This is a genomic window from Blastococcus sp. HT6-4 (genome assembly GCF_039679125.1).
GTDB classification, from domain to species: domain Bacteria; phylum Actinomycetota; class Actinomycetes; order Mycobacteriales; family Geodermatophilaceae; genus Blastococcus; species Blastococcus montanus.
In genome coordinates this window covers 2,624,830-2,649,322 of record NZ_CP155551.1, presented here as the reverse complement: position 1 = coordinate 2,649,322, position 24,493 = coordinate 2,624,830, and the positions used below count along the sequence as shown (strand labels likewise).

Annotated in this window: 23 protein-coding genes; 15 read left to right on the top strand and 8 right to left on the bottom strand. The window is 73.1% G+C overall.

Translation table 11 applies throughout. From position 1 onward, the window contains the following. Positions 1–54: 54 nt before the first annotated feature. Positions 55–969 (top strand): DUF559 domain-containing protein, encoded by a 915-nt coding sequence (locus tag ABDB74_RS12705; RefSeq protein WP_346618952.1) that lies wholly within the window; start codon positions 55–57, stop codon positions 967–969. A gap of 54 nt (positions 970–1,023) precedes the next feature. On the opposite strand, the gene ABDB74_RS12700 is transcribed toward ABDB74_RS12705, so the two are convergent. Further along, complete coding sequence (locus tag ABDB74_RS12700) at positions 1,024–1,968, bottom strand: COX15/CtaA family protein (RefSeq protein WP_346618950.1); 945 nt, start codon at positions 1,966–1,968, stop codon at positions 1,024–1,026. Positions 1,969–2,219: 251 nt separating this feature from the next. On the opposite strand from ABDB74_RS12700, the gene ABDB74_RS12695 reads away from it, so the two are divergent. Genes ABDB74_RS12695 through ABDB74_RS12660 form a run of 8 tightly spaced genes read left to right on the top strand, consistent with a single transcriptional unit; the run spans position 2,220 to position 9,124 of the window. Continuing rightward, the gene (locus ABDB74_RS12695; RefSeq protein WP_346618948.1) at positions 2,220–3,005 is read left to right on the top strand and encodes a winged helix-turn-helix transcriptional regulator; all 786 of its coding nucleotides are present in this window, start codon (positions 2,220–2,222) and stop codon (positions 3,003–3,005) included. Continuing rightward, a complete protein-coding gene (gene sufB / locus ABDB74_RS12690) occupies positions 3,002–4,441 on the top strand; it encodes a Fe-S cluster assembly protein SufB (protein ID WP_346618947.1) in 1,440 nt (479 codons plus the stop codon). Before ABDB74_RS12695 ends, sufB begins: the two co-directional genes overlap by 4 nt. Further along, positions 4,441–5,757, top strand: a complete 1,317-nt coding sequence (gene sufD, locus ABDB74_RS12685; protein ID WP_346618946.1) for a Fe-S cluster assembly protein SufD — start codon at positions 4,441–4,443, stop codon at positions 5,755–5,757. Before sufB ends, sufD begins: the two co-directional genes overlap by 1 nt. Before the next feature lie 2 nt (positions 5,758–5,759). Next, positions 5,760–6,125 carry a non-heme iron oxygenase ferredoxin subunit gene (locus ABDB74_RS12680; protein ID WP_346618944.1) on the top strand — a complete coding sequence of 122 codons (366 nt, stop codon included), beginning with the start codon at positions 5,760–5,762 and terminating at the stop codon, positions 6,123–6,125. A gap of 15 nt (positions 6,126–6,140) precedes the next feature. Then, entirely contained in the window at positions 6,141–6,914 is a 774-nt protein-coding gene (gene sufC, locus ABDB74_RS12675; RefSeq protein ID WP_346618943.1) for a Fe-S cluster assembly ATPase SufC, read from the top strand. Then, positions 6,911–8,224, top strand: a complete 1,314-nt coding sequence (locus ABDB74_RS12670; RefSeq protein WP_346618941.1) for a cysteine desulfurase — start codon at positions 6,911–6,913, stop codon at positions 8,222–8,224. The genes sufC and ABDB74_RS12670 overlap by 4 nt, the downstream gene beginning before the upstream one ends. Before the next feature lie 13 nt (positions 8,225–8,237). Beyond that, positions 8,238–8,723, top strand: coding sequence for a Fe-S cluster assembly sulfur transfer protein SufU (gene sufU / locus ABDB74_RS12665; RefSeq protein WP_346618940.1), 486 nt, complete (start codon positions 8,238–8,240; stop codon positions 8,721–8,723). After that, complete coding sequence (locus ABDB74_RS12660) at positions 8,720–9,124, top strand: metal-sulfur cluster assembly factor (RefSeq protein WP_346618938.1); 405 nt, start codon at positions 8,720–8,722, stop codon at positions 9,122–9,124. Before sufU ends, ABDB74_RS12660 begins: the two co-directional genes overlap by 4 nt. Before the next feature lie 95 nt (positions 9,125–9,219). On the opposite strand, the gene ABDB74_RS12655 is transcribed toward ABDB74_RS12660, so the two are convergent. Then, the gene (locus ABDB74_RS12655) at positions 9,220–11,022 is read right to left on the bottom strand and encodes an SCO7613 C-terminal domain-containing membrane protein (RefSeq protein WP_346618937.1); all 1,803 of its coding nucleotides are present in this window, start codon (positions 11,020–11,022) and stop codon (positions 9,220–9,222) included. Between the two features lie 84 nt (positions 11,023–11,106). Here ABDB74_RS12655 and ABDB74_RS12650 point away from each other — a divergent pair, with 84 nt between their 5' ends. The 5 genes from ABDB74_RS12650 (at position 11,107) to ABDB74_RS12630 (ending at position 16,896) form a co-directional block, all read left to right on the top strand. Next, entirely contained in the window at positions 11,107–12,708 is a 1,602-nt protein-coding gene (locus ABDB74_RS12650) for an ABC-F family ATP-binding cassette domain-containing protein (protein WP_346618936.1), read from the top strand. Between the two features lie 395 nt (positions 12,709–13,103). Then, on the top strand, positions 13,104–13,331 hold the full coding sequence (locus ABDB74_RS12645; RefSeq protein WP_346618935.1) for a helix-turn-helix domain-containing protein: 228 nt from the start codon (positions 13,104–13,106) through the stop codon (positions 13,329–13,331). Positions 13,332–13,404: 73 nt separating this feature from the next. After that, a complete protein-coding gene (locus ABDB74_RS12640) occupies positions 13,405–14,196 on the top strand; it encodes an enoyl-CoA hydratase/isomerase family protein (RefSeq protein ID WP_346618934.1) in 792 nt (263 codons plus the stop codon). 87 nt (positions 14,197–14,283) lie between these two features. Next, the gene (locus ABDB74_RS12635; protein WP_346618933.1) at positions 14,284–16,176 is read left to right on the top strand and encodes an ABC transporter ATP-binding protein; all 1,893 of its coding nucleotides are present in this window, start codon (positions 14,284–14,286) and stop codon (positions 16,174–16,176) included. A gap of 255 nt (positions 16,177–16,431) precedes the next feature. After that, positions 16,432–16,896 (top strand): SgcJ/EcaC family oxidoreductase, encoded by a 465-nt coding sequence (locus ABDB74_RS12630; protein WP_346618931.1) that lies wholly within the window; start codon positions 16,432–16,434, stop codon positions 16,894–16,896. Positions 16,897–16,906: 10 nt separating this feature from the next. Here the strand turns inward: ABDB74_RS12630 and ABDB74_RS12625 are convergent, their stop codons facing one another. Both ABDB74_RS12625 and ABDB74_RS12620 read right to left on the bottom strand, forming a co-directional pair. After that, the gene (locus ABDB74_RS12625) at positions 16,907–17,539 is read right to left on the bottom strand and encodes a DUF881 domain-containing protein (protein ID WP_346618930.1); all 633 of its coding nucleotides are present in this window, start codon (positions 17,537–17,539) and stop codon (positions 16,907–16,909) included. 270 nt (positions 17,540–17,809) lie between these two features. Next, positions 17,810–18,313, bottom strand: coding sequence for an Lrp/AsnC family transcriptional regulator (locus ABDB74_RS12620; protein ID WP_346618929.1), 504 nt, complete (start codon positions 18,311–18,313; stop codon positions 17,810–17,812). 172 nt (positions 18,314–18,485) lie between these two features. Between ABDB74_RS12620 and hppD the strand changes: the two genes are divergently transcribed. Beyond that, on the top strand, positions 18,486–19,691 hold the full coding sequence (gene hppD, locus ABDB74_RS12615; protein WP_346618928.1) for a 4-hydroxyphenylpyruvate dioxygenase: 1,206 nt from the start codon (positions 18,486–18,488) through the stop codon (positions 19,689–19,691). Between the two features lie 82 nt (positions 19,692–19,773). Here hppD and ABDB74_RS12610 read toward each other — a convergent pair whose 3' ends face one another. Genes ABDB74_RS12610 through ABDB74_RS12595 form a run of 4 tightly spaced genes read right to left on the bottom strand, consistent with a single transcriptional unit; the run spans position 19,774 to position 24,323 of the window. Continuing rightward, positions 19,774–19,938, bottom strand: a complete 165-nt coding sequence (locus tag ABDB74_RS12610) for a hypothetical protein (protein WP_346618926.1) — start codon at positions 19,936–19,938, stop codon at positions 19,774–19,776. 5 nt (positions 19,939–19,943) lie between these two features. Continuing rightward, positions 19,944–20,660: a sirohydrochlorin chelatase gene (locus tag ABDB74_RS12605; protein WP_346618925.1), complete on the bottom strand. Its 717-nt coding sequence runs from the start codon at positions 20,658–20,660 to the stop codon at positions 19,944–19,946. Between the two features lie 5 nt (positions 20,661–20,665). Continuing rightward, on the bottom strand, positions 20,666–21,427 hold the full coding sequence (locus ABDB74_RS12600) for an SDR family oxidoreductase (RefSeq protein ID WP_346618923.1): 762 nt from the start codon (positions 21,425–21,427) through the stop codon (positions 20,666–20,668). Between the two features lie 25 nt (positions 21,428–21,452). Next, positions 21,453–24,323 (bottom strand): aconitate hydratase, encoded by a 2,871-nt coding sequence (locus tag ABDB74_RS12595; protein ID WP_346618921.1) that lies wholly within the window; start codon positions 24,321–24,323, stop codon positions 21,453–21,455. Positions 24,324–24,493: the final 170 nt, after the last annotated feature.

The following is a 24,493-nucleotide window of genomic DNA, read 5'->3' as shown; positions in this document are numbered from 1 at the left end:
CACAGATGCAGGAGAGCGTCCCCCCGCGGATGACCTGCTCGGCAAGGTCGCGGCATGGCGTACGACCTCCCGGCCCTGTTCGGCCCCCACGGCTGGGCGACGTGGGCGGAACTCACCGACCGGATCGATCGCAGCACGCTCACGGCGTGGGTGGCCGCCGGAAGCGTGCGCCGCATCCAGCCGGGGGTGTACGCGCTCCCCGCCGTCGCCGACGACTGGCGGGTCCGTGTCCGTGCCGCGGTACGGGCGTGCGAGGGGGTCCTCAGCCACCACACGGCGCTCGCCCTCTGGGGTCTCCTCCCACCAGGGGGCCCGGTGCACCTCACCGTCGACCTGGCACGCAGCGGCAGGGGGCCGGCCGGTGTCGTGCTGCACCGCAGCCGCGACGTCACCGACCCGCTCCGCCGGGTGGACGGCCTGCCGGTGACCTGCGCCGAACGCGCGGTCGTGGACACCTGGGGGCGGCCGCACGGAGCGCACCGGTCGGATCTCCGGGCCGCCGCGATCACCGCCGTGCGTCGACGGCTGTGCCTCCCGCGGCAGCTGGCCGGCGAGATCGAGCGGCGGCCGTGCCTGCCCGGGCGCGCGGCGCTCGTCGACCTGGTCGGGCTCCTCGCGGACGGCTGCCAGAGCGAGCTCGAGATCTGGGGATGCCTCCAGGTGCTCCGCGCGCCGGGGATGCCCCGGTTCACCCAGCAGCGGAGGGTCACCGTCGGCGGCCGGGTCCACCGGCTGGACGCCGCCTACGACGACGTCCTGCTCGCCGTCGAGATGGACGGCGCCGCCTGGCACGGGTCGCGGGAGCAGCGGGAGCGGGACATCCGCCGGGACGCGTTGCTGGCCACCGTCGGCTGGCAGACGCTCCGCTTCAGCTACCGCCGGCTGACCGGCGAGCCCGAGGAGTGCCGCCGGGAGATCCGGTCGGTGCATGCCGCCCGGCGACGCCTGCTGCTCGGTGGTGTGCACTGACGCCGGGTTCTCCCGGTCCGGATCCGGCCTGGGCGCACACGCCACGGCCCCGGGTCAGCGTGCGGCGGCCGCCGGCTGCGGCGAGCTGCTGAGCGGGAGGTCGGAGGCCGGCCCACGCACCGCCCACACCAGACGTGCGGTGTAGGCGACGATCAGCACCGCGCCCAGCATGTGCAGGAGCACCAGGACGATGGGCAGCCCGGTGAAGTACTGCACGTAGCCGATGACGCCCTGCGCGAGCTGCACGACGAGCAGGTCGCGGGCGGCCCGGCGGACACGGCCGGGGGCGTCGGTGGCGTACAGGGCCACCAGCAGGGCGATGGTGAGGCCGAGCAGCAGGAACACCGCGTCGGCGTGGAGCTGGCTGATCAGCTCGAGGTCGAAGCCCATGCGGTCACCGGTCGGGACGTCGTTCGCGTCGACGTCGCCGCTGTGCGGCCCGCTGCCGGTCACCAGCGTGCCCAGCAGCAGGACGAGGGCGGTGACCACCGCGATGCCCCGCACCAGGAGGACCAGGGGACGGCGGATCAGCGGCTGCCCCACGCCCGGCTCGCGGGAGCGCAGCCACAGCACCGTCGCGATCGCGACCAGGGCCATCGAGATGAGGAAGTGCGCGGCGACCGTCCACGGGTTCAGCCCGGTGAGCACGGTGATGCCCCCGAGGCCCGCCTGGGCGGGGATGCCCAGGAAGCCGAGCACCGCGAGCGGGCGCAGGTCGCGCCGGGGGGAGCGCCACACCGCCACCAGCACCGCGAGCGCGATGGCGGCGAGCAGGAAGGTGAGCGTGCGGTTGCCGAACTCGATGACGCCGCGGACGCCCATCTCCGGCGTCGTGATCAGGCTGTCCTCGGTGCACGTGGGGAACGTCGGGCAGCCGAGGCCCGAGCCGGTCAGGCGGACGGCGCCGCCGGTGACCACGATGAGCCCGTTCGCGACCACGTTGGCGAAGGCCAGGCGCGAGACGGTGGCGGGGGAGAAGGCGGTGGGCAGGACCGGCACGGGTCGATGCTAGGCGCTCCTCCGCGCCGGGCAGGGGACGACGGCCGCGTTGGTCACGGGCGCCCCGGCCCGTCGGTGAGGAGCGTCACCGGCCCGTGGTGACCCTGCTCACGGGAGGCGGCCGGGAGACCCGTTCTTAGGTCGACCTTGCTTGCGGCCCCCTCGAAATAGGACACACTCGTGTTGTGGAATCCATCGCGGCACGCCTCCGGCCGTCGGCGCCTGCCGACGACGGGCGTACCCGCGACCGCGTGACCTCCCTGCTCCTGGAGCACGGGCCGCAGACCGCGACGGAGCTGGCCGGCCGCCTCGGCATCTCCGCGGCCGCCGTGCGCCGGCACCTGGACGCGCTGCTGGCCGGCGGCCGGGTGGAGGAGCGGCTGGGGCGCGACGCGCACCGCGGCCGCGGCCGGCCCGCCCGCCGGTTCCACCTCACCGACGCCGGTCGCTCGGCGTTCCCGCACGCCTACGACGACCTGGCGCTGACCGCCCTGCGGTACGTCGCCGGCGCCGGTGGGCCGGACGCGGTCCGCGCGGTGGCCGAGCAGCAGCTGGCCGGCCTCGAGCAGCGGTGCTCCGACGCCGTCGAGTCGGCCGTCCACGCCAGTACGGGGGAGCCGGTCGACCGGGCCCAGGTGCTCGCGGCCGCGCTCACCGCCGAGGGCTACGCTGCCAACGCCTCGGCGATCTCCGGCGGGGGGCAGCTCTGTCAGCACCACTGCCCGGTGGCGCACGTCGCGGCGGAGTTCCCCCAGCTGTGCGAGGCCGAGACCGCGGTGATCGGCCGCCTCGTGGGAACCCACGTGCAGCGGCTGGCCACCATCGCCCACGGCGACGGGATCTGCACCACCCACATCCCGGGGCCGCTGGTGCCCGGGACCCGGCCCAGCGGCCGGGACCACACCCGTGCGGGGAACAGATCGGCCCCCGCACGCCCTGTACCCGGTGAGCGAGGAGCGTCCCGGCCCGCCCGGGAGCGCACCGCACCGTCCAGCACCACCACCCCCACGAACGACCGGGAGAGGACGCCCGCATGACGAGCACGCAGCAGCCGGTGAGCACGCCCCTGACGCAGGACGAGCAGATCGACCAGCTCGGCCGGTACGAGTACGGCTGGGCGGACGCCGACGTCGCCGGCGCCTCGGCCCGCCGCGGGGTCGATGAGGACGTCGTCCGCGACATCTCGGCCCGCAAGAGCGAGCCCGAGTGGATGCTCGAGCGCCGCCTCAAGGCCCTCAAGCTGTTCGGCCGCAAGCCGATGCCCGACTGGGGGTCGGACCTCTCCGGCATCGACTTCCAGAACATCAAGTACTTCGTGCGCTCCACCGAGGCCCAGGCGACCTCGTGGGAGGACCTGCCCGACGACATCAAGAACACCTACGACCGGCTCGGTATCCCCGAGGCCGAGAAGCAGCGCCTGGTCTCCGGTGTCGCCGCGCAGTACGAGTCCGAGGTCGTCTACCACCAGATCCAGAAGGAGCTGGAGGACCAGGGCGTGCTCTTCCTGGACACCGACTCGGCGCTCAAGGAGCACCCGGAGATCTTCCAGGAGTACTTCGGCTCGGTGATCCCCTCCGGCGACAACAAGTTCGCCGCGCTGAACACCGCGGTCTGGTCCGGCGGCTCGTTCATCTACGTGCCGAAGGGCGTGCACGTCGAGATCCCGCTGCAGGCCTACTTCCGGATCAACACCGAGAACATGGGCCAGTTCGAGCGGACGCTGATCATCGTCGACGAGGGCGCCTACGTGCACTACGTCGAGGGCTGCACCGCGCCGATCTACAAGAGCGACTCGCTGCACTCCGCGGTCGTCGAGATCATCGTCAAGAAGAACGCGCGCTGCCGGTACACGACCATCCAGAACTGGTCGAACAACGTCTACAACCTGGTCACCAAGCGGGCCGTGGCCCACGAGGGCGCGACCATGGAGTGGGTCGACGGCAACCTCGGCTCCAAGGTGACCATGAAGTACCCGGCGGTCTGGATGACCGGCGAGCACGCCAAGGGCGAGGTGCTCTCGATCGCCTTCGCCGGCGAGGGCCAGCACCAGGACGCCGGCGCCAAGATGGTGCACGCCGCGCCGCACACCTCCTCGACCATCGTGTCGAAGTCGGTGGCGCGCGGTGGTGGCCGCACCTCCTACCGCGGCCTGGTCCAGGTCGACGAGGGCGCGTACGGCTCGAAGTCGACGGTCAAGTGCGACGCGCTGCTGGTCGACACGATCAGCCGGTCGGACACCTACCCCTACGTCGACGTCCGCGAGGACGACGTCTCGATGGGGCATGAGGCGACCGTCTCGCGGGTCAGCGAGGACCAGCTCTTCTACCTCATGAGCCGCGGCCTCTCCGAGGACGAGGCCATGGCGATGGTGGTGCGCGGCTTCGTGGAGCCGATCGCCCGCGAGCTGCCCATGGAGTACGCCCTCGAGCTGAACCGGCTCATCGAACTGCAGATGGAAGGTGCCGTCGGCTGATGACCGACCAGAACACCGGCACGACCGACCTCACCACCCAGCCGGCGACCCTCGCCTCGGAGCTCTTCGCTCCGGGCGTGGGCGCGCAGGCGGGCCCGCCCACCACCCCGGCGTCCGACACGGGCGCCGCGGGTGAGGCCGCCCCGGGTGCGCACTCGCACGGTGGCCCGACCCCGACCGGCTCGCCTGCCGAGCGGTTCACCTCCACCGACCCGGACGCCTTCGGCGTGCCCACGGGGCGCGAGGAGACGTGGCGCTTCACGCCGATGAAGCGGATCCGTCCCCTGCTGGACGGCGCCCCGTCCGACGCCCACCTGACCTGGACTCCCGACCTGCCCGAGGGCGTCGAGCTGACCAGCGTCGAGGCCGGCGACCCGCTGCTCAAGGGCCTGCCCGACCCGGTCGACCGGCTGGCCGCCCTGGCGCGGCAGCGCAGCGGCGGCGCCGCCGTCGTCCGCGTGGCGCAGGAGGCCCAGCTCGACCGCCCGGTGACCCTCGGCCTGGCCGGCACCGGCTCGGACGACGTCGTCTGGGGTCAGCTGGTCGTCGAGGTCGGCGCGTTCGCGAAGGCGACCGTCGTCCTGGACCACACCGGCCTGGCCCGCTACGCCGGTGGCGTCACCGTGCTCGTCGGCGACGGCGCGCAGGTCACCCTCGTGTCCGTGCAGGACTGGGCGCCCGGCGCCGTCCACGGCGGCCAGTACGACGCCGTCGTCGGCCGGGACGCCACGTTCAAGCAGATCGTGGTCACCCTCGGCGGCGACCTCGTCCGCCTGGTCAGCAACGTGCAGTACGCCGGCCCCGGCGGCAGCGCGGAGCTCTTCGGCGTCTACTTCTCCGACGAGACACAGCACCAGGAGCACCGCCTGTGGGTCGACCACGCGGTGCCCAACTGCACCAGCAACGTGCTCTACAAGGGCGCGCTGCAGGGCGAGGGTGCGCGCACGGTCTGGATCGGCGACGTCCGCATCCGTCCCGCGGCGACGGGCACCGAGACCTACGAGCTCAACCGGAACCTCGTGCTCACCGACGGCGCCCGCGCCGACTCGGTGCCGAACCTGGAGATCGAGACCGGCGAGATCGTCGGCGCCGGCCACGCCAGCGCCACCGGCCGGTTCGACGACGAGCAGCTGTTCTACCTGTGCTCGCGGGGCATCGACGCCGAGACCGCCCGCCGTCTGGTGGTGCGCGGCTTCTTCGCCGACGTCGTCCAGCACATCGGCGTGAACGAGCTGCAGGACCGGCTGATGGCCACCATCGACGCCCGCCTGGGCGCGCTGCCCGGCCTGGACGAGCAGCCGGTCGAGGTGGCCTGACCATGGCGTTCGAGCGGGTCTGCGCGCTCTCCGAGGTCCCCGAGAACGGGTCCTTGCGGGTGGAGCTGGCCGACGTCGACGTCGCGGTCGTCCGGTTCGAGGGTCAGGTCTACGCCCTCGAGGACCGGTGCTCGCACGCCGACGTGCCGCTGACCGACGGCGACGTCGAGATCTTCGCGGGCGCCCCCACCATCGAGTGCTTCCTGCACGGCTCGTGCTTCGACCTGCGCACGGGCGAACCCACCAACCTGCCGGCCACCGAGCCGGTCGACGTCTACCCCGTACGCGTGGAAGGGGAGGACGTGCTCGTCGACACGGAAGCAAGCGCCGTGTCCGACGACGCCCTTCCCCGCGCGGCCGGCAACTGAGGAGCGAGAAGAGAAGTGTCCGTTCTGGAGATCCGCGACCTGCACGTCAGCGTGGGCGAGGGTGACGACGCCAAGGAGATCCTCCGTGGCGTCGACCTGACCGTCCGCGCCGGCGAGACCCACGCGATCATGGGCCCCAACGGGTCGGGCAAGTCGACCCTGGCCTACTCGATCGCCGGCCACCCCAAGTACACGATCACCGGGGGGACGGTCACGCTCGACGGCGAGGACGTCCTCGCGATGAGCGTCGACGAGCGGGCCCGCGCCGGCCTGTTCCTCGCCATGCAGTACCCGGTCGAGGTGCCCGGCGTCTCGGTGTCGAACTTCCTGCGCACCGCCGCCACCGCCATCAAGGGCGAGGCCCCGAAGCTGCGCACCTGGGTCAAGGACGTCAAGACCGAGATGACCGGCCTCGAGATGGACCCGGCGTTCGCCGAGCGCAACGTGAACGAGGGCTTCTCCGGCGGTGAGAAGAAGCGCCACGAGATCCTGCAGATGCGGCTGCTCAAGCCGGCCATCGCGATCCTCGACGAGACCGACTCCGGCCTGGACGTCGACGCGCTGCGCGTGGTGTCCGAGGGCGTGAACCGCAGCCGCGAGGACAGCGATGTCGGCGTCCTGCTGATCACGCACTACACGCGGATCCTGAAGTACATCAAGCCCGACTTCGTGCACGTCTTCGTGGCCGGCAAGGTCGTCGACGAGGGCGGTCCGGAGCTGGCGGCGAAGCTCGAGAACGAGGGCTACGCGTCCTACGTCAAGGCGTCCGCGGAGGTTGCCCAGTCATGACCCAGACCGCCTCGCGTCCCGGAGCCGGGGCGCAGCAGGTGCCCCTGCCCCTGGACGTCGAGGCGATCCGGGCGGACTTCCCGATCCTGACGCGGACCGTGCGCGACGGGAAGCGGCTGGTCTACCTCGACTCGGGGGCCACCTCGCAGAAGCCGCGCTCGGTGCTGGACGCCGAGCGCTGGTTCTACGAGAACGTCAACGCCGCGCCGCACCGGGGGGCCCACCAGCTCGCCGAGGAGGCCACCGGCGCCTACGAGCAGGCGCGGGCGACGATCGGTGCGTTCATCGGGGCTCCGGAGAACGAGATCGTCTTCACCCGCAACACCACCGAGGCGATCAACCTCGTGGCGTACGCGATGTCCAACGCCGTCACGGCCAAGGAGCCGGAGTTCCGGACCTACGCCGTCGGCCAGGGTGACGAGATCGTGGTCACCGAGATGGAGCACCACGCCGACCTGGTCCCGTGGCAGCAGCTGTGCGAGCGCACCGGGGCGACCCTGCGCTGGCTCGGGCTCACCGACGACGGCCGGCTGGACCTCTCCGACCTGGACACCGTGGTCAACGAGCGGACCAAGCTGGTCGCGGTGACCCAGCAGTCGAACATCCTCGGCACGATCAACCCGCTCGGGGAGATCGTCGACCGCGCGCACGCGGTCGGCGCCCTGGTGCTGGTCGACGGCGCGCAGTCGGTGCCGCACCAGCCGGTCGGCGTCACCGAGCTCGGCGCTGACTTCCTGGTGTTCTCCGGGCACAAGATGCTCGGGCCCACCGGGGTCGGCGTGCTGTGGGGGCGCTACGACGTCCTCGACAGGCTGCCGCCGTTCCTCACCGGTGGCTCGATGATCGAGGTCGTGCGGATGGAGGCCAGCACCTTCGCCGCCCCGCCGCAGCGCTTCGAGGCCGGCGTCCCGATGACCGCGCAGGTCATCGGCCTGGCCGCCGCCGTCGAGTACCTGCAGGCGCTCGGCATGGAGAGGGTCGAGGCGCACGAGAAGGCGCTCACCGGGTACGCGCTGGAGAAGCTCGCCGAGATCCCCGGGGTGACCGTGATCGGCCCGCCCGACACCGTCGCCCGCGGGGGAGCCGTCTCCTTCACCGTCGAGGGCATCCACCCGCACGACGTCGGCCAGGTGCTCGACGACCTCGGCATCGCCGTGCGCGTGGGACACCACTGCGCGTGGCCCGTGGTGCGCCGCTACGGCGTCCCGGCCACCACCCGGGCGACGTTCTACGTGCACACCGGGTACGACGACATCGACGCGCTGGCCGACGGAATTCGCGCGGCCCAGAAGTTCTTCGGAACGGTGTGAGGTCGATGCGCTGATGCAGCTGGAGTCGATGTACCAGGAGATCATCCTGGACCACTACAAGAACCCGCACGGACGCGGTCTGCGCGACCCGTTCGACGCCGAGGTGCACCACGTCAACCCGACCTGCGGTGACGAGGTGACCCTGCGCGTGAAGATCCATGACGACGCCACCGGTGACTCCGTCCTGTCGGACGTGTCCTACGAGGGCATGGGCTGCTCGATCAGCCAGGCGTCGGTCTCGGCGATGTACGACCTCGTGGTCGGCAAGCGCGTGACCGAGGCGCTGGAGGCCGGCGAGCACTTCATGACCCTGATGCAGGCCAAGGGCGACCCCGCGGTGGCCGAGAAGCTCGAGGACGAGCTGGAGGACGCCGTCGCGTTCGCCGGGGTGTCCAAGTACCCGGCGCGGATCAAGTGCGCGCTGATGAGCTGGATGGCCCTCAAGGACGCGTCCGCCCGGGCCCTGTCCGCCCACCAGACCGGAGGCAGCAACCCATGAGCGAGACCACCGAGAACGCGACGCCCGCGACCGACGGCGCGCCGGGCGACCTGCCGGCCTACAAGTCGGCGCTGATCGAGGACCTCGAGGAGGCCATGCGCGACGTCGTCGACCCCGAGCTGGGGGTCAACGTCGTCGACCTGGGCCTCGTCTACGGCATGGACGTCGACGACAGCAACGGTGACACCAGCGTCGCGATCATCGACATGACCCTGACCTCGGCGGCCTGCCCGCTGACCGACGTCATCGAGGACCAGGCCCGCCAGGCGCTCACCGGCGGCCCCGGCCCCGGGCTGGTCGACGACATCCGGATCAACTGGGTCTGGATGCCGCCGTGGGGTCCGGACAAGATCACCGACGACGGCCGCGAGCAGCTGCGCGCCCTCGGCTTCCGGGTGTAACGCAGCTCCTTCAGCGCCCGTTGTCCCTGAGGCGGCCGTTCCGGATGCCGGAACGGCCGGCTCAGGGACATCGTCGTCTTCTGGCCGGCTCGCACTCACCTGAGCTCGGCGAGGCGGGCGGCGAACCCGGCGACCGGCGTGCGCTCGCGCCGCGTGCCGACGACCAGCAGCACGGCGCCCACGGCCAAGGCGGCGGCAACCGGCCAGGGGAGTGCCCGGACCGCGAGCCCCAGGGCCAGCGCCAGCGCGGTTCCCGCCCCGACCACGAGCGGCGCGCGGAGCCCCGCCCGGGCGCCTGCGACCATGGCCGCGGCGGCCAGGGCCAGCACGAGCACCGGCCGCACCGGGTCCGACGCCAGGACGGCGAGGGTGGTCGACGGCACCGCAGCCGTCAGCAGCCCCGGTCCCCAGGCCGGCCAGGACGCGTCGCGGACCAGCCGCCGTCCCGCGGCCAGCAGGAGCCCCGCGGCCGCCGGCAGCGTGTAGGCCTCCACGACGCCGGTGCCGGTGAGCGCGGCGGCCACCCAGGCGGCGAGCACGAGCTGCGCGGCCCCGGCCCGCCACGCGGCCGGGGCGTCGTCGCCGGCGTCCGGTCCCTCCGGGCGGCCGGTCCACCACGCCCAGCCGAGCGTCGCGATGCCCTGGACCGTCAGGTGCCCCAGCGCGAGCCAGCCGTCGTCCCCGGCGAGGAGCAGCAGGACGGCGACGACGGCGCAGGCCGCCGCCGCGATCACCGTCGCCCGCCGCGCGTCCCGGGCGAGCGGCGCCGCGGCGGCCAGCGAGAGCAGGTAGAGCGCGGTGAGCGCCGCCGCGACGACGGCGGGCGACGCCCAGCCGGCGGGCAGCCCGAGGAGCGCCGCCCCGGCCAGGCAGCCGACCGCGGTGGGCGCAGCCACCGGACGGTCGCCGGGACGCGCCGCCGCCACCCACCCGGTCGGCGCCGCGGTCAGCAGGAGCAGCAGCGCCAGCGCCGACCAGTGCGCGCCCACCACCAGCCGGGCGATCGAGAGCGCGGCCAGCAGCACCCCACCGGTCTGCGCCGCCGGGAGCAGCAGCCCCCGGTGCCGCCCACGGAGCTCACCCGGGGCCACGGTCGCGAGCAGGACGCCGACGAAGCCCGCGACCGCCACGGCCACCGGGCCCCCGGCCGCCGAGGCCCCGGCCAGGGCGGCCCCGGTGACGGCACCCGACACCGCGGGGACCAGGCGGGGCGGGCCGAGCAGCACGTCGAGGGGCTCCCGGAGCCGCGCCAGCAGCAGCCCGCCCGCCACCGCGGTCACCAGCCCGGCGGCCAGCCAGCGCCCGCCGGCGTCCGCGGTCCACGCCTGGCGGGTCCCGGCGAGCACCCCGGCCGCCCACCACGGCGCCGTCGTGACCGCGGCCGCCCGGGCGACGACGGGCCGGGCGACCAGCGCGACACCCAGCCCGGCGAGGGCGACGCCCAGCACGAGCTCGGCGCGCACGACCTCGGGGACGGCGTCGAGCGAGCGCAGCGCCGCCACCTGTACCGCGACCCAGGCCGCCAGCGGCCAGGCGGCCGTCGCGGGGGAGACCCGGCCCAGCAGGAGGAAACCGCCGCCCAGCGCCAGCGCCGACCCGGTGGTGAGGGCGGCGCCGACGTCGCCGGCGGCCAGGGCGAGACCGGCGGCACTGGCGGCGAACGTCTCGGCGGAGCTGCGCAACCCCGCCCGCCCGGCCCGCACCGAGCCGGCCGCGGCCCCTCCGGCCAGCGCCAGCAGCGCGGCCCGGACGACCGGCCCACCGTAGGCCGACGCCAGCGTCGCGCCGGCGCTCACGAGCAGCACCGCGCCGACGGCCAGCAGGACCTGCGGTGGGCGGCTCCGGTAGGGGAACGGGGGCACCGGCGCCGACGGCGTCGTCCGCATCCCCTGGGTCACCGCAGCACCGTGCCCGCCGGGATGCCGCCCGAATCACCCGCAATCCGCTCGGAGTCCGGCCGGGGAGCGCCTACCCTGGGTTCAGTGATCACGACGACGGGCCTGGAGCTGCGCGCCGGCGCCCGCATCCTCATCAGCGAGGCCGACCTGCGGGTACAGCCGGGCGACCGCATCGGCCTGGTGGGGCGCAACGGGGCCGGCAAGACGACCACGCTCACCACGCTCGCCGGTGAGCGCGTGCCGCACACCGGCAAGGTGGAGGTCACCGGCGAGGTCGGGTACCTGCCGCAGGACCCGCGCAGCGGCGACCTCGACATCACCGCCAGCGACCGGGTGCTCTCCGGCCGCGGGCTCGACGTCATCCGGTCGCAGATGGTCAAGGCCCAGGTCGCGATGGCCGAGCCGGCCGACGACGCCGAGCGCGACAAGGCCGTCCGTCGCTACGGCCGGCTCGAGGACCAGTTCGCGGCGCTGGGCGGGTACGCCGCCGAGAGCGACGCCGCCCGCATCTGCAGCAACCTGGGTCTGCCCGACCGTGTGCTGGCCCAGCCGCTGCGCACCCTCTCCGGCGGTCAGCGCCGCCGGGTCGAGCTGGCGCGGATCCTGTTCTCCGACGCCGAGACCCTGCTGCTCGACGAACCGACCAACCACCTCGACGGCGATTCGATCACCTGGCTCAAGGGCTTCCTCTCCAGCCACCGCGGCGGGCTGATCGTGATCAGCCACGACGTCGAGCTGCTCGAGGCCGTGGTCAACAAGGTCTGGCACCTCGATGCGAACCGGGCCACCGTCGACATCTACAACCTCGGCTGGAAGCCCTACCTGGCCCAGCGCGAGACCGACGAGCGCCGGCGCAAGCAGGAGCGGGCCAACACCGAGCGGAAGATCGACACGCTCAACGCCCAGGCGGACAAGATGCGCGCCAAGGCCACCAAGGCCAAGGCCGCCAAGAGCATGGACAAGCGGGCCGAGCGGCTGGCCGCGGGCCTGGCCGACGTCCGGGTGCAGGACAAGGTCGCCAAGCTGCGCTTCCCGACCCCCGCGCCCTGCGGACGGACGCCCCTGACCGCCGAGGGCCTGTCGAAGAGCTACGGCTCGCTGGAGATCTTCACCGACGTCGACCTCGCGGTGGACAAGGGCGCACGCGTCGTCGTCCTCGGCCTGAACGGCGCCGGGAAGACCACGCTGCTGCGGATGCTGGCCGGCACCGAGAGCCCGGACACCGGCGAGGTGAAGCCGGGGCACGGGCTGCGGGTCGGCTACTACGCCCAGGAGCACGAGACGATCGACATGGACCGCTCGCTGCTGGAGAACATGCGGTCGGCCGCGCCGGACAGCACCGACACCGAGCTGCGGCGGATCCTCGGCGCGTTTCTCTTCTCCGGTGAGTCCGTCGACCAGCGCTCGGGCACGCTGTCCGGTGGTGAGCGGACCCGGCTGGCGATGGCGACGCTCGTCGTCTCCGGCGCCAACGTGCTGCTGCTCGACGAGCCCACCAACAACCTCGACCCGGCGAGCCGGGAGCAGGTGCTCGAGGCGCTGCGCACGTACGCCGGCGCCATCGTGCTGGTCACCCACGACGGGGGCGCCGTTCGGGCGCTCAGCCCCGACAAGGTGATCCTGCTGCCCGACGGCACCGAGGACGCCTGGAGCGAGGACCTGGCCGACCTGGTCGAACTGGCCTGATCGCCGGTGATCGACCGGACGGTGCCGGTCGCGAGGTGGTCCTCCCGGGCGACGGGTGACGAGTAGGTTCCGCGGCACCTCGAACCCTGCCCCAGGTGGGGGCAGGGTCCGAAACCGGCCCGGGACGGGTGGTGCTCCGTCTCGGCTCCTGCCCCCAGGTGGGGGCAGGACGCGAAGCCACAGCAGGACGGGGCGCGGGGCTGCTGCTCCCCGCCGGGGGAGCGCCGAGATCGCCGACAGTTCACGTGGCCGACCCCGGGGCGTTGGGTGATCATGGGTTGACGGGAGCCGTGGTCGACGGGACGGCGGCACCAGGGCGACAGCCCAGCACAGGCCGCCGCGCGGCACCGGGAGCGCCGGTGCGGATCAGCCGGCGGTCGACACGGAGGGGAGCCATGGCCGACACGAACACTGCGGACCTCGGCAAGGGCAAGCGGATCACCGGCGGGGACCGGTCCACGCTCGCCGACGAGCTGCGCAAGCGGTACGACGAGGGCGAGAGCATCCGGTCCCTGGCCACCTCGACGAACCGGTCCTACGGGTTCGTGCACCGGCTCCTGTCGGAGTCCGGGGCCTCGCTGCGCAGTCGCGGTGGGGCCAACCGGAATAGTAAGAAGACGTGAGTGAGCTTGCGAACGAACCAGTAGGCACAGCGCCGCGCGGTCCGCGCCCGACGAGCGTCAGCGAGGCAGGGGCGTGACTGCAGACCCCACCACGTCCTTGTCCGAGTCCGGCTGGGTGCGGACGCGTCGCGACGGCGCCGTCCTCACCGTCAGCCTGGACCGCCCCGAGCAGCTGAACGCGCAGACGCCGGCCACCTGGTCGGCGCTGGCCGAGGTCGGCGCCGCGCTCGACGACGACGTCCGTGTCGTTGTCCTGCGCGGCGAGGGCCGCTCCTTCTCGGCCGGCCTCGACCGCAGCATGTTCGACACCGCGTCGACCAGCGGTGGGGGTCTCGGGGAGCTCGTCCGGCTGCCGGTCGAGCAGGCGCAGGAGCGGATCCGGGCCTACCAGGCCGGGTTCCGCTGGCTCCGCTCGCCGGGCGTCGTCTCGGTGGCCGCGGTGCAGGGCCACGCCATCGGCGCCGGCGCGCAGCTCGCGCTGGCCTGCGACATGCGGGTGATGGCCGACGACGCCCAGCTCCGGCTGCCGGAGGTCACGCTCGGGCTCGTGCCCGATCTGACGGGGACCAGCACGCTCGTGGAGCTGGTCGGCTACTCGCGGGCGCTGGAGATGTGCCTGACCGGACGTGCGGTCGGCGCGGCCGAGGCGCAGGCGATCGGCCTGGCCACCGCCGTGGTGCCCGCCGCGGAGCTGGACGACGCCGTCGCCGACCTCACGTCGGCCCTGCTGGCGCCCCCGGTCGGGGCGAGCAGGGCGACGGCGGCGCTGGTCCGGTCCGCCGTGCGCAACGACTTCCCGACCCAGGACGCCGCCGAGCGCGCCGCCCAGGTACAGCGACTGCACGATCTCACCGGCGGACGCTGACCGCCGGACGGCGGAACAAGCGCGGTCACGCCCCGGTTGGACGAGCAGCCGGGGCGTGACCGGCGGAGGCGAGGAGGGGCGGTGGACGTGAGCAGCCCCATGACCTCGATGGCGGCCATGCGGTCGTTCAAGCGGGACCCGTCGGTGACGTCGCGGAAGCTGCCGAAGGGCACCGTCCGGCGGATCCTGGAGATCGCCCGGCCGTACCGGCGCGAACTGGGCTTCTTCCTGGCCCTGGTCGTCGGCTCCTCCGTGATCGGGGTGATCACCCCGCTGCTGGCCGGCAACATCGTCAACCGGATCGCCGGGCTCGAGGGCACCGCCGGGGGCATCATCCGCATCGCGCTGATCATCGCGGGGCTGGCGGTGATCGACGCCGGCATCTCGCTGGGCACCCGGTGGTACTCGGCCCGCATCGGCGAGGGCGTCATCTACGACCTGCGCAGCCGGGTGTTCGAGCACGTGCAGCGCATGCCGGTCGCCTTCTTCACCCGCACCCAGACCGGGGCCCTGGTCAGCCGGCTCAACAACGACGTCATCGGCGCCCAGCAGGCGTTCACCTCCACGCTCTCCGGCGTCGTCTCCAACGTCATCGGCCTGGTGCTGACCGCCGGCGTGATGCTCACGCTGTCCTGGCAGATCACGCTGCTGTCGCTGGTGCTGGTGCCGTTGTTCGTGCTGCCCGCCCGCCGCATCGGCAGCCGGCTGCAGGAGATCACCCGGGAGTCGTACTCGCTCAACGCGTCGATGAACGCGACGATGACCGAGCGGTTCAACGTCGCCGGCGCCCTGCTGGTCAAGCTGTTCGGCCGGCCCGCCGTCGAGGCCGAGTCCTTCCGCGGCCGCGCCGCCCGCGTGCGGGACATCGGCGTGCTGTCGGCCATGTACGGGCGCACCTTCTTCACCGCCCTCACCCTGGTGGCGGCGCTGGCGACCGCGCTGGTCTACGGCCTCGGCGGGTGGCTGGCCTTCACCGGCGCGCTGACCGCGGGCGACGTCGTCGCGCTGGCCCTGCTGCTGTCCCGGCTGTACGGACCGCTCACCGCGCTGGCGAACGTGCGGGTCGACGTCATGAGCGCGATGGTGAGCTTCGACCGCGTCTTCGAGGTGCTCGACCTTCCGCCGATGATCCGGGAGGCGCCCGACGCCGTCCCGGTGCCGGCCGACGACCGGTCGGTGCAGTTCGAGCGGGTGTCCTTCAGCTACCCGGCCGGCGCGGACGTCTCGTTGCCGTCACTGGAAGAAGTGTCGCTCCCTCAGCACGGTGGCCCCACGGCCGTCCTCCACGACATCTCCTTCCGGGTCGCCCCGGGGCAGCTGGTGGCGCTCGTCGGGCACTCGGGTGCGGGCAAGTCGACGATCGCCCACCTGGTGCCCCGCCTGTACGACGCTACCGAGGGCACCGTCCGGGTGGGCGGGGTCGACGTCCGGCGGGCCACCTCCGACTCGCTCCGCGACGCCATCGGGGTGGTGAGCCAGGACGCGCACCTGTTCCACGACACCATCCGGGCCAACCTGCGCTACGCCCGGCCCGAGGCCACCGACGAGCAGCTGTGGGACGCGCTGTCCGGGGCGCGCATCGCCGACCTGATCCGCTCGCTGCCCGAGGGCCTGGACACCGTGGTGGGGGACCGGGGCTACCGGCTCTCCGGCGGGGAGAAGCAGCGGCTGGCCATCGCCCGGGTCCTGCTCAAGGCCCCCGGGATCGTGATCCTCGACGAGGCGACCGCCCACCTGGACAGCGAGTCGGAGGCGGCGGTGCAGCACGCGCTCGACACCGCGCTCGCCGGCCGGACGTCGCTGGTCATCGCCCACCGGCTGTCGACGATCCGCCGTGCCGACCAGATCCTGGTGGTCGACGAGGGGCGGATCGTCGAGACGGGCACCCACGACGAGCTGCTGGCGCGCGAGGGTCGGTACGCCGATCTGTACCGGACCCAGTTCGCCCAGGGGGAGCGCGGCTCGATCGTCGTCGGGTGACCGGCGGCCGAGTCTTCGGCGTGGCTCTCCGCGCACGACCGGGCACGGCGCGTGGCAGCCGCTCGGGAGGAGCCCGGAACCCGCGGAGGAGACGGCGTGTGGCACCGGCGGGGGTCGAACGGTCGGGGGCACCGGAGCACTACCGTCACTCCTGTCCCAGGCGTCCACAGCCCGGGGCACGTGACCGGGCTGGCGCGGTCACGCAGGAACAGAGCAGGCGTCGGACGTACCGGCGAACGCCAGCGAGGAGGAGACGTGACCGCAGCGCACCCGCAGGACGCCCAGATCCGCTCGCTGTACACCGACTTCATCGACGGGTGGAACCGGCGCAGCGGCGCGGCGGTGGCCGCGGGGTTCACCGACGACGGGGACATCATCGGGTTCGACGGCAGCCACCACCGCGGGCGGCTGTCGATCGCGGCCGACCTGCGGCAGGTGTTCGGCAGTCACCCGACGCCGGCCTATGTCGCGGTGGTCCGCTCGGTCCGCCCGGTCGCGGCAGGCGTCGCCATGCTGACCGCGCACGCCGGGATGATCCCGGCCGGTGGCAACGACCTGGATCCGGAGCTCAACGCCGTCCACACGCTCGTCGCCGTCGACGAAGGCCGTGGCCGGTGGCGGATCTCGCTGTTCCAGGTCACCCCGGCCGCCTGGCACCAGCACCCCGCGGCCCGGGAGGCCCTCACCGAGGAGCTGCGCGGGCTGCTCATCCCGCAGTGAGCGGAGCGGGTCAGTCGACCGTCGCGTCCACCGTGACGTCGTCGGCCTGCTCGACCCGTGCCTTGCCGCCCACGCGGCCGACGTCGGCGACGACCCCGCCGGAGACCTTCAGCGCCACGTCGAGTTCCCGGGGCGGGCCGATCACGCGGAACTCGTAGGGGGCGCTGATCGGCTGTCCGTCGATGCGCAGCTCGCCCGGGGTCCCGGTCACCGCGCTGGACACCACGATCCGCACGTCGTCGACCTGGATCGCCTCGGCGCCGGCGCCGCGCAGTTCCTGGATGGCACCCAGCACGACCGAGGCCGGGACGGCGCCGTCGGGATCCTGGACGGTCATCCGGAGACCCGGCCCCCGGGCGGGAAGGGTGCCGGCGAGGACGCCGATCGCCTCGGCCCGGGACTCGGCCTCGTCGAGCGCGCCGCCCGACTGCTCCTGCCCGCTGCTGAGGTCCTCGATCGTCTGCCGGGTCTCGGCGATCTGCCGGCGCAGCGTCTCCTCGCGGGCGTTGAGGCTGTCGAGGATGAGGACCAGGTCCTCCTCGCGCTGATCCGGTTGCCCCTCGGGCTCGGTGGTGCTGCGGATCTGCACGGTGAGCCCGAAGCCGAGCGCGATGGTCAGCGCAGCAGTGGCGAGGGCGGCCACAGGTCGGCTCCAGGTCCGTCGCCGTGCTGAACCTCTACCGGAGGTCGAGAGTTCCGGCCTGGCCGGTTCCGGGCCGTTCTCCCGGCCCTCGGCGGCCGCCGTGGTGGAGGCTGCGGCGGGCCCTGTCTCCTCGGTTCCCGCGGGCGGGACCTCCGGCGCGGGGGTCGGTGCCCCGTCGGTGGTCGGCTCGCGCTCCATCGCCTCCACAGTAGGTCAGCCGCGGGCCGGGACGGTGGATCGGCGCCCGTCCGCAGGGGGCGGTGCCGGCGCTCAGCGGTAGCTGGGTGACCGACCCGAGCCGGGGGCCGCCTCCGACCGCAGCAGCGGCAGCGTCCGCCAGGGGACGACGCAGGACAGCGCCACCACGCTCGTCGAGCGCACCACGGACGGCGAGTGGTTGAGCTGCACGAGCACCTGTTGCAGGGCCTCGTGCGACGACGCCGCGACCCGGCACAGCACGTCGCCGCTGCCCGTCGTGGCGTGCGCCTCGAGGATGCCCGGGAGCGCGGCCAGCTCCCGGTGCACCTCCTCCAGCGCGCCCTGGGCGATCTCCAGGGTGACGAAGGCCTGGACGCCGAAGCCCGCCGCCGTCACGTCGACGTCCGGACCGAAGCCGGTGACGACGCCGGCGCGTTCGAGCCGCTGCAGCCGCGCCGTGGCCGTGGCGCGGGCGACGCCCACGATCCGCGCGATCTCCTGCAGCCCCACCCGCGGGTGGTCGCGCAGGGCCTCGAGCAGGGCGACGTCGAGGGTGTCGAGGACGTGCGCGGGCATCGGGCCTCCGGTCGGTGCGGACGCGATCTGTGCAGTCTGCCCAGCCGGGCCCGGGTCGCGCTAGCCCGGATGTGCAGGCTCGCCGGACCGTGGCAGGGAGCTTGCGCAGCCCCGTGACCAGGGTGTCCCGTGGGGAGGGACACCCCGACCGCCGCGCGACGAAGGAGGCACGATGACGCTCGAACAGGCGCTGAACGACGAGGAGCGACTGGCCGGACTGGACCTGCGCCAGCTCGAGCAGCTGGTCGGTCTGGTGGCGCACGACCCCTCGGCCGACCCCTTCCCCGTCACCGGCTGGGACTCGCTGGTGTGGGTGGTGGGCAACGCCGTCCAGACCGCGCACTTCTTCCAGTCCGCCTTCGGGATGGAGCTCGTGGCCTACTCCGGCCCCGAGACCGGCAACCGCGACCACCACTCCTACGTGCTCCGGTCCGGCGCTGCCCGGTTCGTGGTCAAGGGGGCGTACGACCCGGCGAGCCCGCTGGCCGACCACCACCGCCGGCACGGCGACGGCATCGTCGACATCGCGCTCGCCGTCCCCGACGTCGACCGGTGCGTCACGCACGCCGCGGCGCAGGGCGCCACCGTGCTCGAGCAGCCGCGCGACCTGACCGACGAGCACGGCACGGTGCGGGTCGCCTCGATCGCCGCCTACGGGGACACGCGCCACACGCTGGTCGACCGGTCACGCTATTCGGGGCCCTACCTGCCCGGCTACGTCACCCGAACGTCGTCCTACGCGAAGCGGCCGGGCAGCCCGAAGCGGCTCTTCCAGGCGGTGGACCACGTGGTGGGCAACGTGGCCCTCGGCGAGATGGACCGGTGGGTGGACTTCTACAACCGGGTCATGGGCTTCACCAACATGGCCGAGTTCATCGGAGACGACATCGCCACCGACTACTCGGCGCTGATGAGCAAGGTCGTCGCCAACGGGAACCATCGCGTCAAGTTCCCGCTCAACGAGCCCGCGCCGGCGAAGAAGAAGTCGCAGATCGACGAGTACCTCGAGTTCTACGGCGGGCCGGGTGCGCAGCACGTGGCCCTGGCGACCAACGACATCCTGGCCACGGTGGACGCGATGCGGGAGGAGGGCGTCGAGTTCCTCCCCACCCCGGCGTCCTACTACGAGGACCCCGAGCTGCGGGCGCGCATCGGCGCGGTCCGGGCACCGATCGAGGAGCTCCAGCGGCGTGGGGTGCTGGTCGACCGGGACGAGGACGGCTACCTGCTGCAGATCTTCACCCGGCCCACCGGCGACCGGCCCACCGTGTTCTTCGAGCTGATCGAGCGGCACGGCTCGCTGGGCTTCGGGAAGGGCAACTTCAAGGCGCTCTTCGAGGCGATCGAGCGCGAGCAGGAACGGCGCGGCAACTTCTGAGCCTCGGAGGGCACAGGTGGCCGTTCCCCCCGCGGAGCGGGGTTCGTCCCGGATCCCTCGGCGGCAGCCCGGGTGCGCGGTCTCAGCCGCCCGGGCGGGATCGGTCGCCCGGCGTCGCGGCGGTGCGCAGCTCGGCGTGGTGGGTGCGGAGGGCGTGCAGCACCGCACGGTTCACCACCACGTAGATCGCCAGGAGGAACAGGCCGACGACGACCAGGTACAGGGCGAGAATGATCAGCGACGTCACCGGCGTCAGGCTATCGGCCGGCCGGGCCCGTCCGGGAGCGCCGCGTCGTAGCGGTCGAGGAGCACGGCGGCGATGCGGTCGTCGGGCAGGAGGGGCGCCGTGATCGCGTCCGCGCCGGCCCCGGCCAGCTTGTCGTGGAAGTGGCCCGGCGCGAGCAGGTAGGAGGCGATGACCACCTGCTCCGCCCCGGCCTTCCGGGCGGCGGCCACCGCGTCGGGGACCGGTGGCTGCGCGGCCGAGCCGTACCCGGTCGTCACCGGGCCGGCCCAGTCGCGCTGCAGCAGGTCGGCGGTGTTCTCGACGTCGGCCACCGACCGGGGGTCGCTGGAACCGGCGGCGGCCAGGACCACCGCGGTGAGCGGGTCGCGCGGGTCGGCGCCGGCAGCCAGGAGCCGGTCGTGCAGGACCGCCACCAGCCGGGGATCGGGGCCGAGCGGGCGGGCGGCGACGGCGGCCTCGGCGTCGGCCACGGCGCCGGCGATGTCCACGTGCACGTGGTAGCCGCCCGACAGCAGCAGCGGGACGACGACGGCCGGCCGGCCCTCGGCCGACAGCCCGGCCACGACGTCGACGACGGTGGGCGGCTGGACGTCGACGAACGCCGCGGTCGTGACGAGGCCGGGGCGCTGGGCGCGGGCGGCCAGGGCCAGCTCGGCGATCAGCCGACGGCCGGTGGGGTTGCGGGTGCCGTGCGCGCAGGCGACCAGCACCGGTGCGGTCATCGGTCTCACAGCGCCCGGGTGACGCCGCCGTCGACGGCGATCATCGTCCCGGTCAGGTAGGAGGCGGCGGGGGAGAGGGCGAACGCCGCGACCCGGCCGAACTCCTCGGGCCGGCCGACCCGGCGCAGGGGGATCGATGCCTCCGTCCGGGCGCGCATGGCGGCCGCGTCCCCCGAGGCGGTCTCGATCTCGGCGATCCGGTCGGTGGCGATGGTGCCGGGCAGCAGCCCGAGGACGCGGATCCCCTTGGGCCCGAGTTCGTCGGCCAGCGCCTTCGCCGTCATCGCCAGGCCGGGGCGCAGCCCGTTGGAGATCGCCAGGTGCCCGATCGGCTGGCGCACGGAGATCGAGAGCACGAACGCGATCGCGGCGCCCTCGCCGAGGTGGGGGACCAGCGCCTTGACCAGGCGCAGTGGCCCGAGGAGGACGCTGTCGACGGCGCTGCGCCAGGCGTCCTCGGGGGTGCTGAGCACGGTGCCGGGCGTCGGCCCGCCCACCGAGATCAGCGCGCCGTCGATGCGGCCGAGCCGGGCGCGGGCGTCGTCCACCAGCCGCTCGGCGGCCTCGGGGTCGGCCAGGTCGGCGGCCAGCCCGACCGCGGCCGGCTCGCCGCCGAGCGACTCGACGGCCGAGCGGACGCCGTCGTCGGAGCGGGAGCTGACCAGCACCCGGGCCCCGTCGTCGACGAGGGCCCGGGCGGTCGCGAACCCCAGCCCCCGGCTCGCGCCGGTGAGCAGGAATCCACGACCACCCAGGCCCAGGTCCATCAGCGGGTTCTCAGACGTCCGTCGGTCAGGCGGCCGAGCCGCGCAGCGACCGCAGGACGTACTGCATGATCCCGCCGTTGCGGTAGTAGTTCGCCTCGCCGGGGGTGTCGATCCGGACGCGGGCGTCGAACTCCACGTCGCCGGCCTTCACCTTCACCGTGCGCGGGATCTCGCCGTCGTTGAGCGCGGTGATCCCGGTGATGGTGAACTCCTCGTCGCCGGTCAGGCCGAGCGAGTCGCGGTTCTGGCCCTCGGGGAACTGCAGCGGCAGCACGCCCATCCCGATGAGGTTGGAGCGGTGGATCCGCTCGTAGCTCTCGGCGATGACCGCCTTGACGCCCAGCAGCGCGGTGCCCTTGGCGGCCCAGTCGCGCGACGAGCCCGAGCCGTACTCCTTGCCGGCCAGCACGACCAGCGGGATGCCGGCGTCGATGTAGGCGCGCGAGGCGTCGTAGATCGTCGTCGTCTCGCCGGTCAGGTGGTTCTTGGTGACGCCACCCTCGGTGCCGGGCACCAGCTGGTTGCGCAGCCGGATGTTGGCGAACGTGCCGCGGATCATCACCTCGTGGTTCCCGCGCCGGGAGCCGTAGGAGTTGAAGTCGCGACGGTCCACACCGTGCTCGCGCAGGTACTTCCCGGCGGGGCTGTCGGCCTTGATGGAACCGGCCGGCGAGATGTGGTCGGTGGTCACCGAGTCACCGAGCACCGCGAGGGTGCGCGCGCCGGCGATGTCCTCGACCGGGGCCGGCTCGGCCGGCATGCCGTCGAAGTACGGAGGACGCCGGACGTAGGTGCTCTCCTCGGCCCAGTCGAAGGTGTCGCCCTCGGGGGTGGGCAGGTTCTGCCACTGCTCGGTGCCGGCGAAGACGTCCTGGTAGCTGTCGCCGAACTGCTCGGCGGACACCGCGTGGTCGATGACCCGCTGGACCTCCTGCGGCGAGGGCCAGATGTCGCGGAGGAAGACGTCGTTGCCGTCGGCGTCGGTGCCCAGGGGGTCGTTGTTCAGGTCGACGTCCATGGAGCCGGCCAGCGCGTAGGCGATGACCAGCGGCGGCGACGCCAGGTAGTTCATCTTGACGTCGGGGTTGATCCGGCCCTCGAAGTTCCGGTTGCCCGAGAGCACCGAGACGACGGCGAGGTCGGCCTCGTTGACCGCGGCCGACACCGGCTCGGGCAGCGGGCCGGAGTTGCCGATGCAGGTGGTGCAGCCGTAGCCGACCAGGTAGAAGCCGAGCTTCTCCAGGTACGGGGTCAGCTCCGCCTTCTCGTAGTAGTCCATGACGACCTTCGACCCGGGGGCCAGCGTCGTCTTGACCCACGGCTTGCTGGTCAGCCCGCGCTCCACGGCGTTCTTCGCCAGGAGCGCGGCGCCGATCATCACCTGCGGGTTGGAGGTGTTGGTGCAGGAGGTGATCGCGGCGATCACGACGTGGCCGTGGTCGACGTGGGTCTCCGTGCCGTCCTCCATGACCACCCGGGTCGGCTTCGAGGGGCGGTCGGGCACCCGGTCCGGGACGGTCTGGTGGTTCGGCTTGCCGGCCTCCCCGTTGCCGTGGGCGAACGGGCTCACCGGGTCGGACGCGGGGAAGGACTCGGCCGAGGCCTCGTCGGCCGCGGACTCGACGCCGTAGGGCTGCTCCTGGCCGGGGACCCCGGGCTTGCGGTCCTCGCCGCCGGTCTCGTCGTCGGCCACGTAGTTCGCCAGCGACGTGCGGAACGCCGGCTTGGCCTCGGTGATCGCCACGCGGTCCTGCGGGCGCTTGGGCCCGGCGATCGACGGGACGACGGTGGCGAGGTCCAGCTCGAGGTACTCGGAGAAGGCCGGCTCGCGCGACGGGTCGTGCCAGAGGCCCTGCTCCTTGGCGTAGGCCTCGACCAGCTTGACCTGCTCCTCGCTGCGGCCGGTGAGCTTCAGGTAGGTGATGGTCTCCTCGTCGATCGGGAACATCGCCGCGGTGGAGCCGAACTCAGGGCTCATGTTGCCGATCGTGGCCCGGTTGGCCAGCGGGACGGCGGAGACGCCCGCGCCGTAGAACTCGACGAACTTCCCGACCACACCGTGCTCGCGGAGCATCTCGGTGATGGTCAGCACCAGGTCGGTCGCCGTGGCGCCGTCGGGCAGCTGGCCGGTCAGCTTGAAGCCGACCACGCGGGGGATGAGCATCGAGACCGGCTGGCCGAGCATCGCGGCCTCGGCCTCGATGCCGCCGACGCCCCAGCCCAGCACGCCGAGGCCGTTGACCATCGTGGTGTGGCTGTCGGTGCCGACGCAGGTGTCGGGGTAGGCCACTACTCGTGTGCCGCCCGCAGTCTCCTCAGCGCGAGGGAAGACCACGCGCGCCAGGTGCTCGATGTTGACCTGGTGGACGATGCCGGTGCCCGGGGGGACGACCTTGAAGTCGTCGAACGCGCCCTGGCCCCAGCGGAGGAACTGGTAGCGCTCGCCGTTGCGCTCGTACTCGATCTCGACGTTGCGCTCGAAGCTCTCCGGCGTGCCGAAGACGTCGGCGATCACGGAGTGGTCGATGACCAGCTCGGCCGGGGCGAGCGGGTTGATCTTGTTCGGGTCGCCGCCGAGGTCGGCCATGGCCTCGCGCATGGTGGCGAGGTCGACGATGCAGGGGACCCCGGTGAAGTCCTGCATGACCACGCGCGCCGGGGTGAACTGGATCTCCTGGTCGGGCTCGGCCGACGGGTCCCAGTCGGCGATCGCCCGGATGTGGTCGGCGGTGATGTCCGCGCCGTCCTCGGTGCGCAGCAGGTTCTCGAGGAGGACCTTGAGGCTGAAGGGCAGCTTCTCGGAGCCCTCCACCGCGTCGAGCCGGTAGATGTCGTAGTCGGTGCCGTCGACGGAGAGCGTCGCCCGTGCTCCGAAGGTGTCCTTGCTGGCTGCCACTGCTCTGCGCCTACCCCTCGTGGTTCATCACGCTTCGTTGACCACCCCCGATCATCCCAGCCCGCGCGTGGGAGCACCGAGTCAGGCGACCCTTCCCTCACCCGGTGACCTCTGTCACCCGAGGGGAAACATCCGGGCGCCCGTGCCGTCCCTCCTGCCCGGGACGGCCC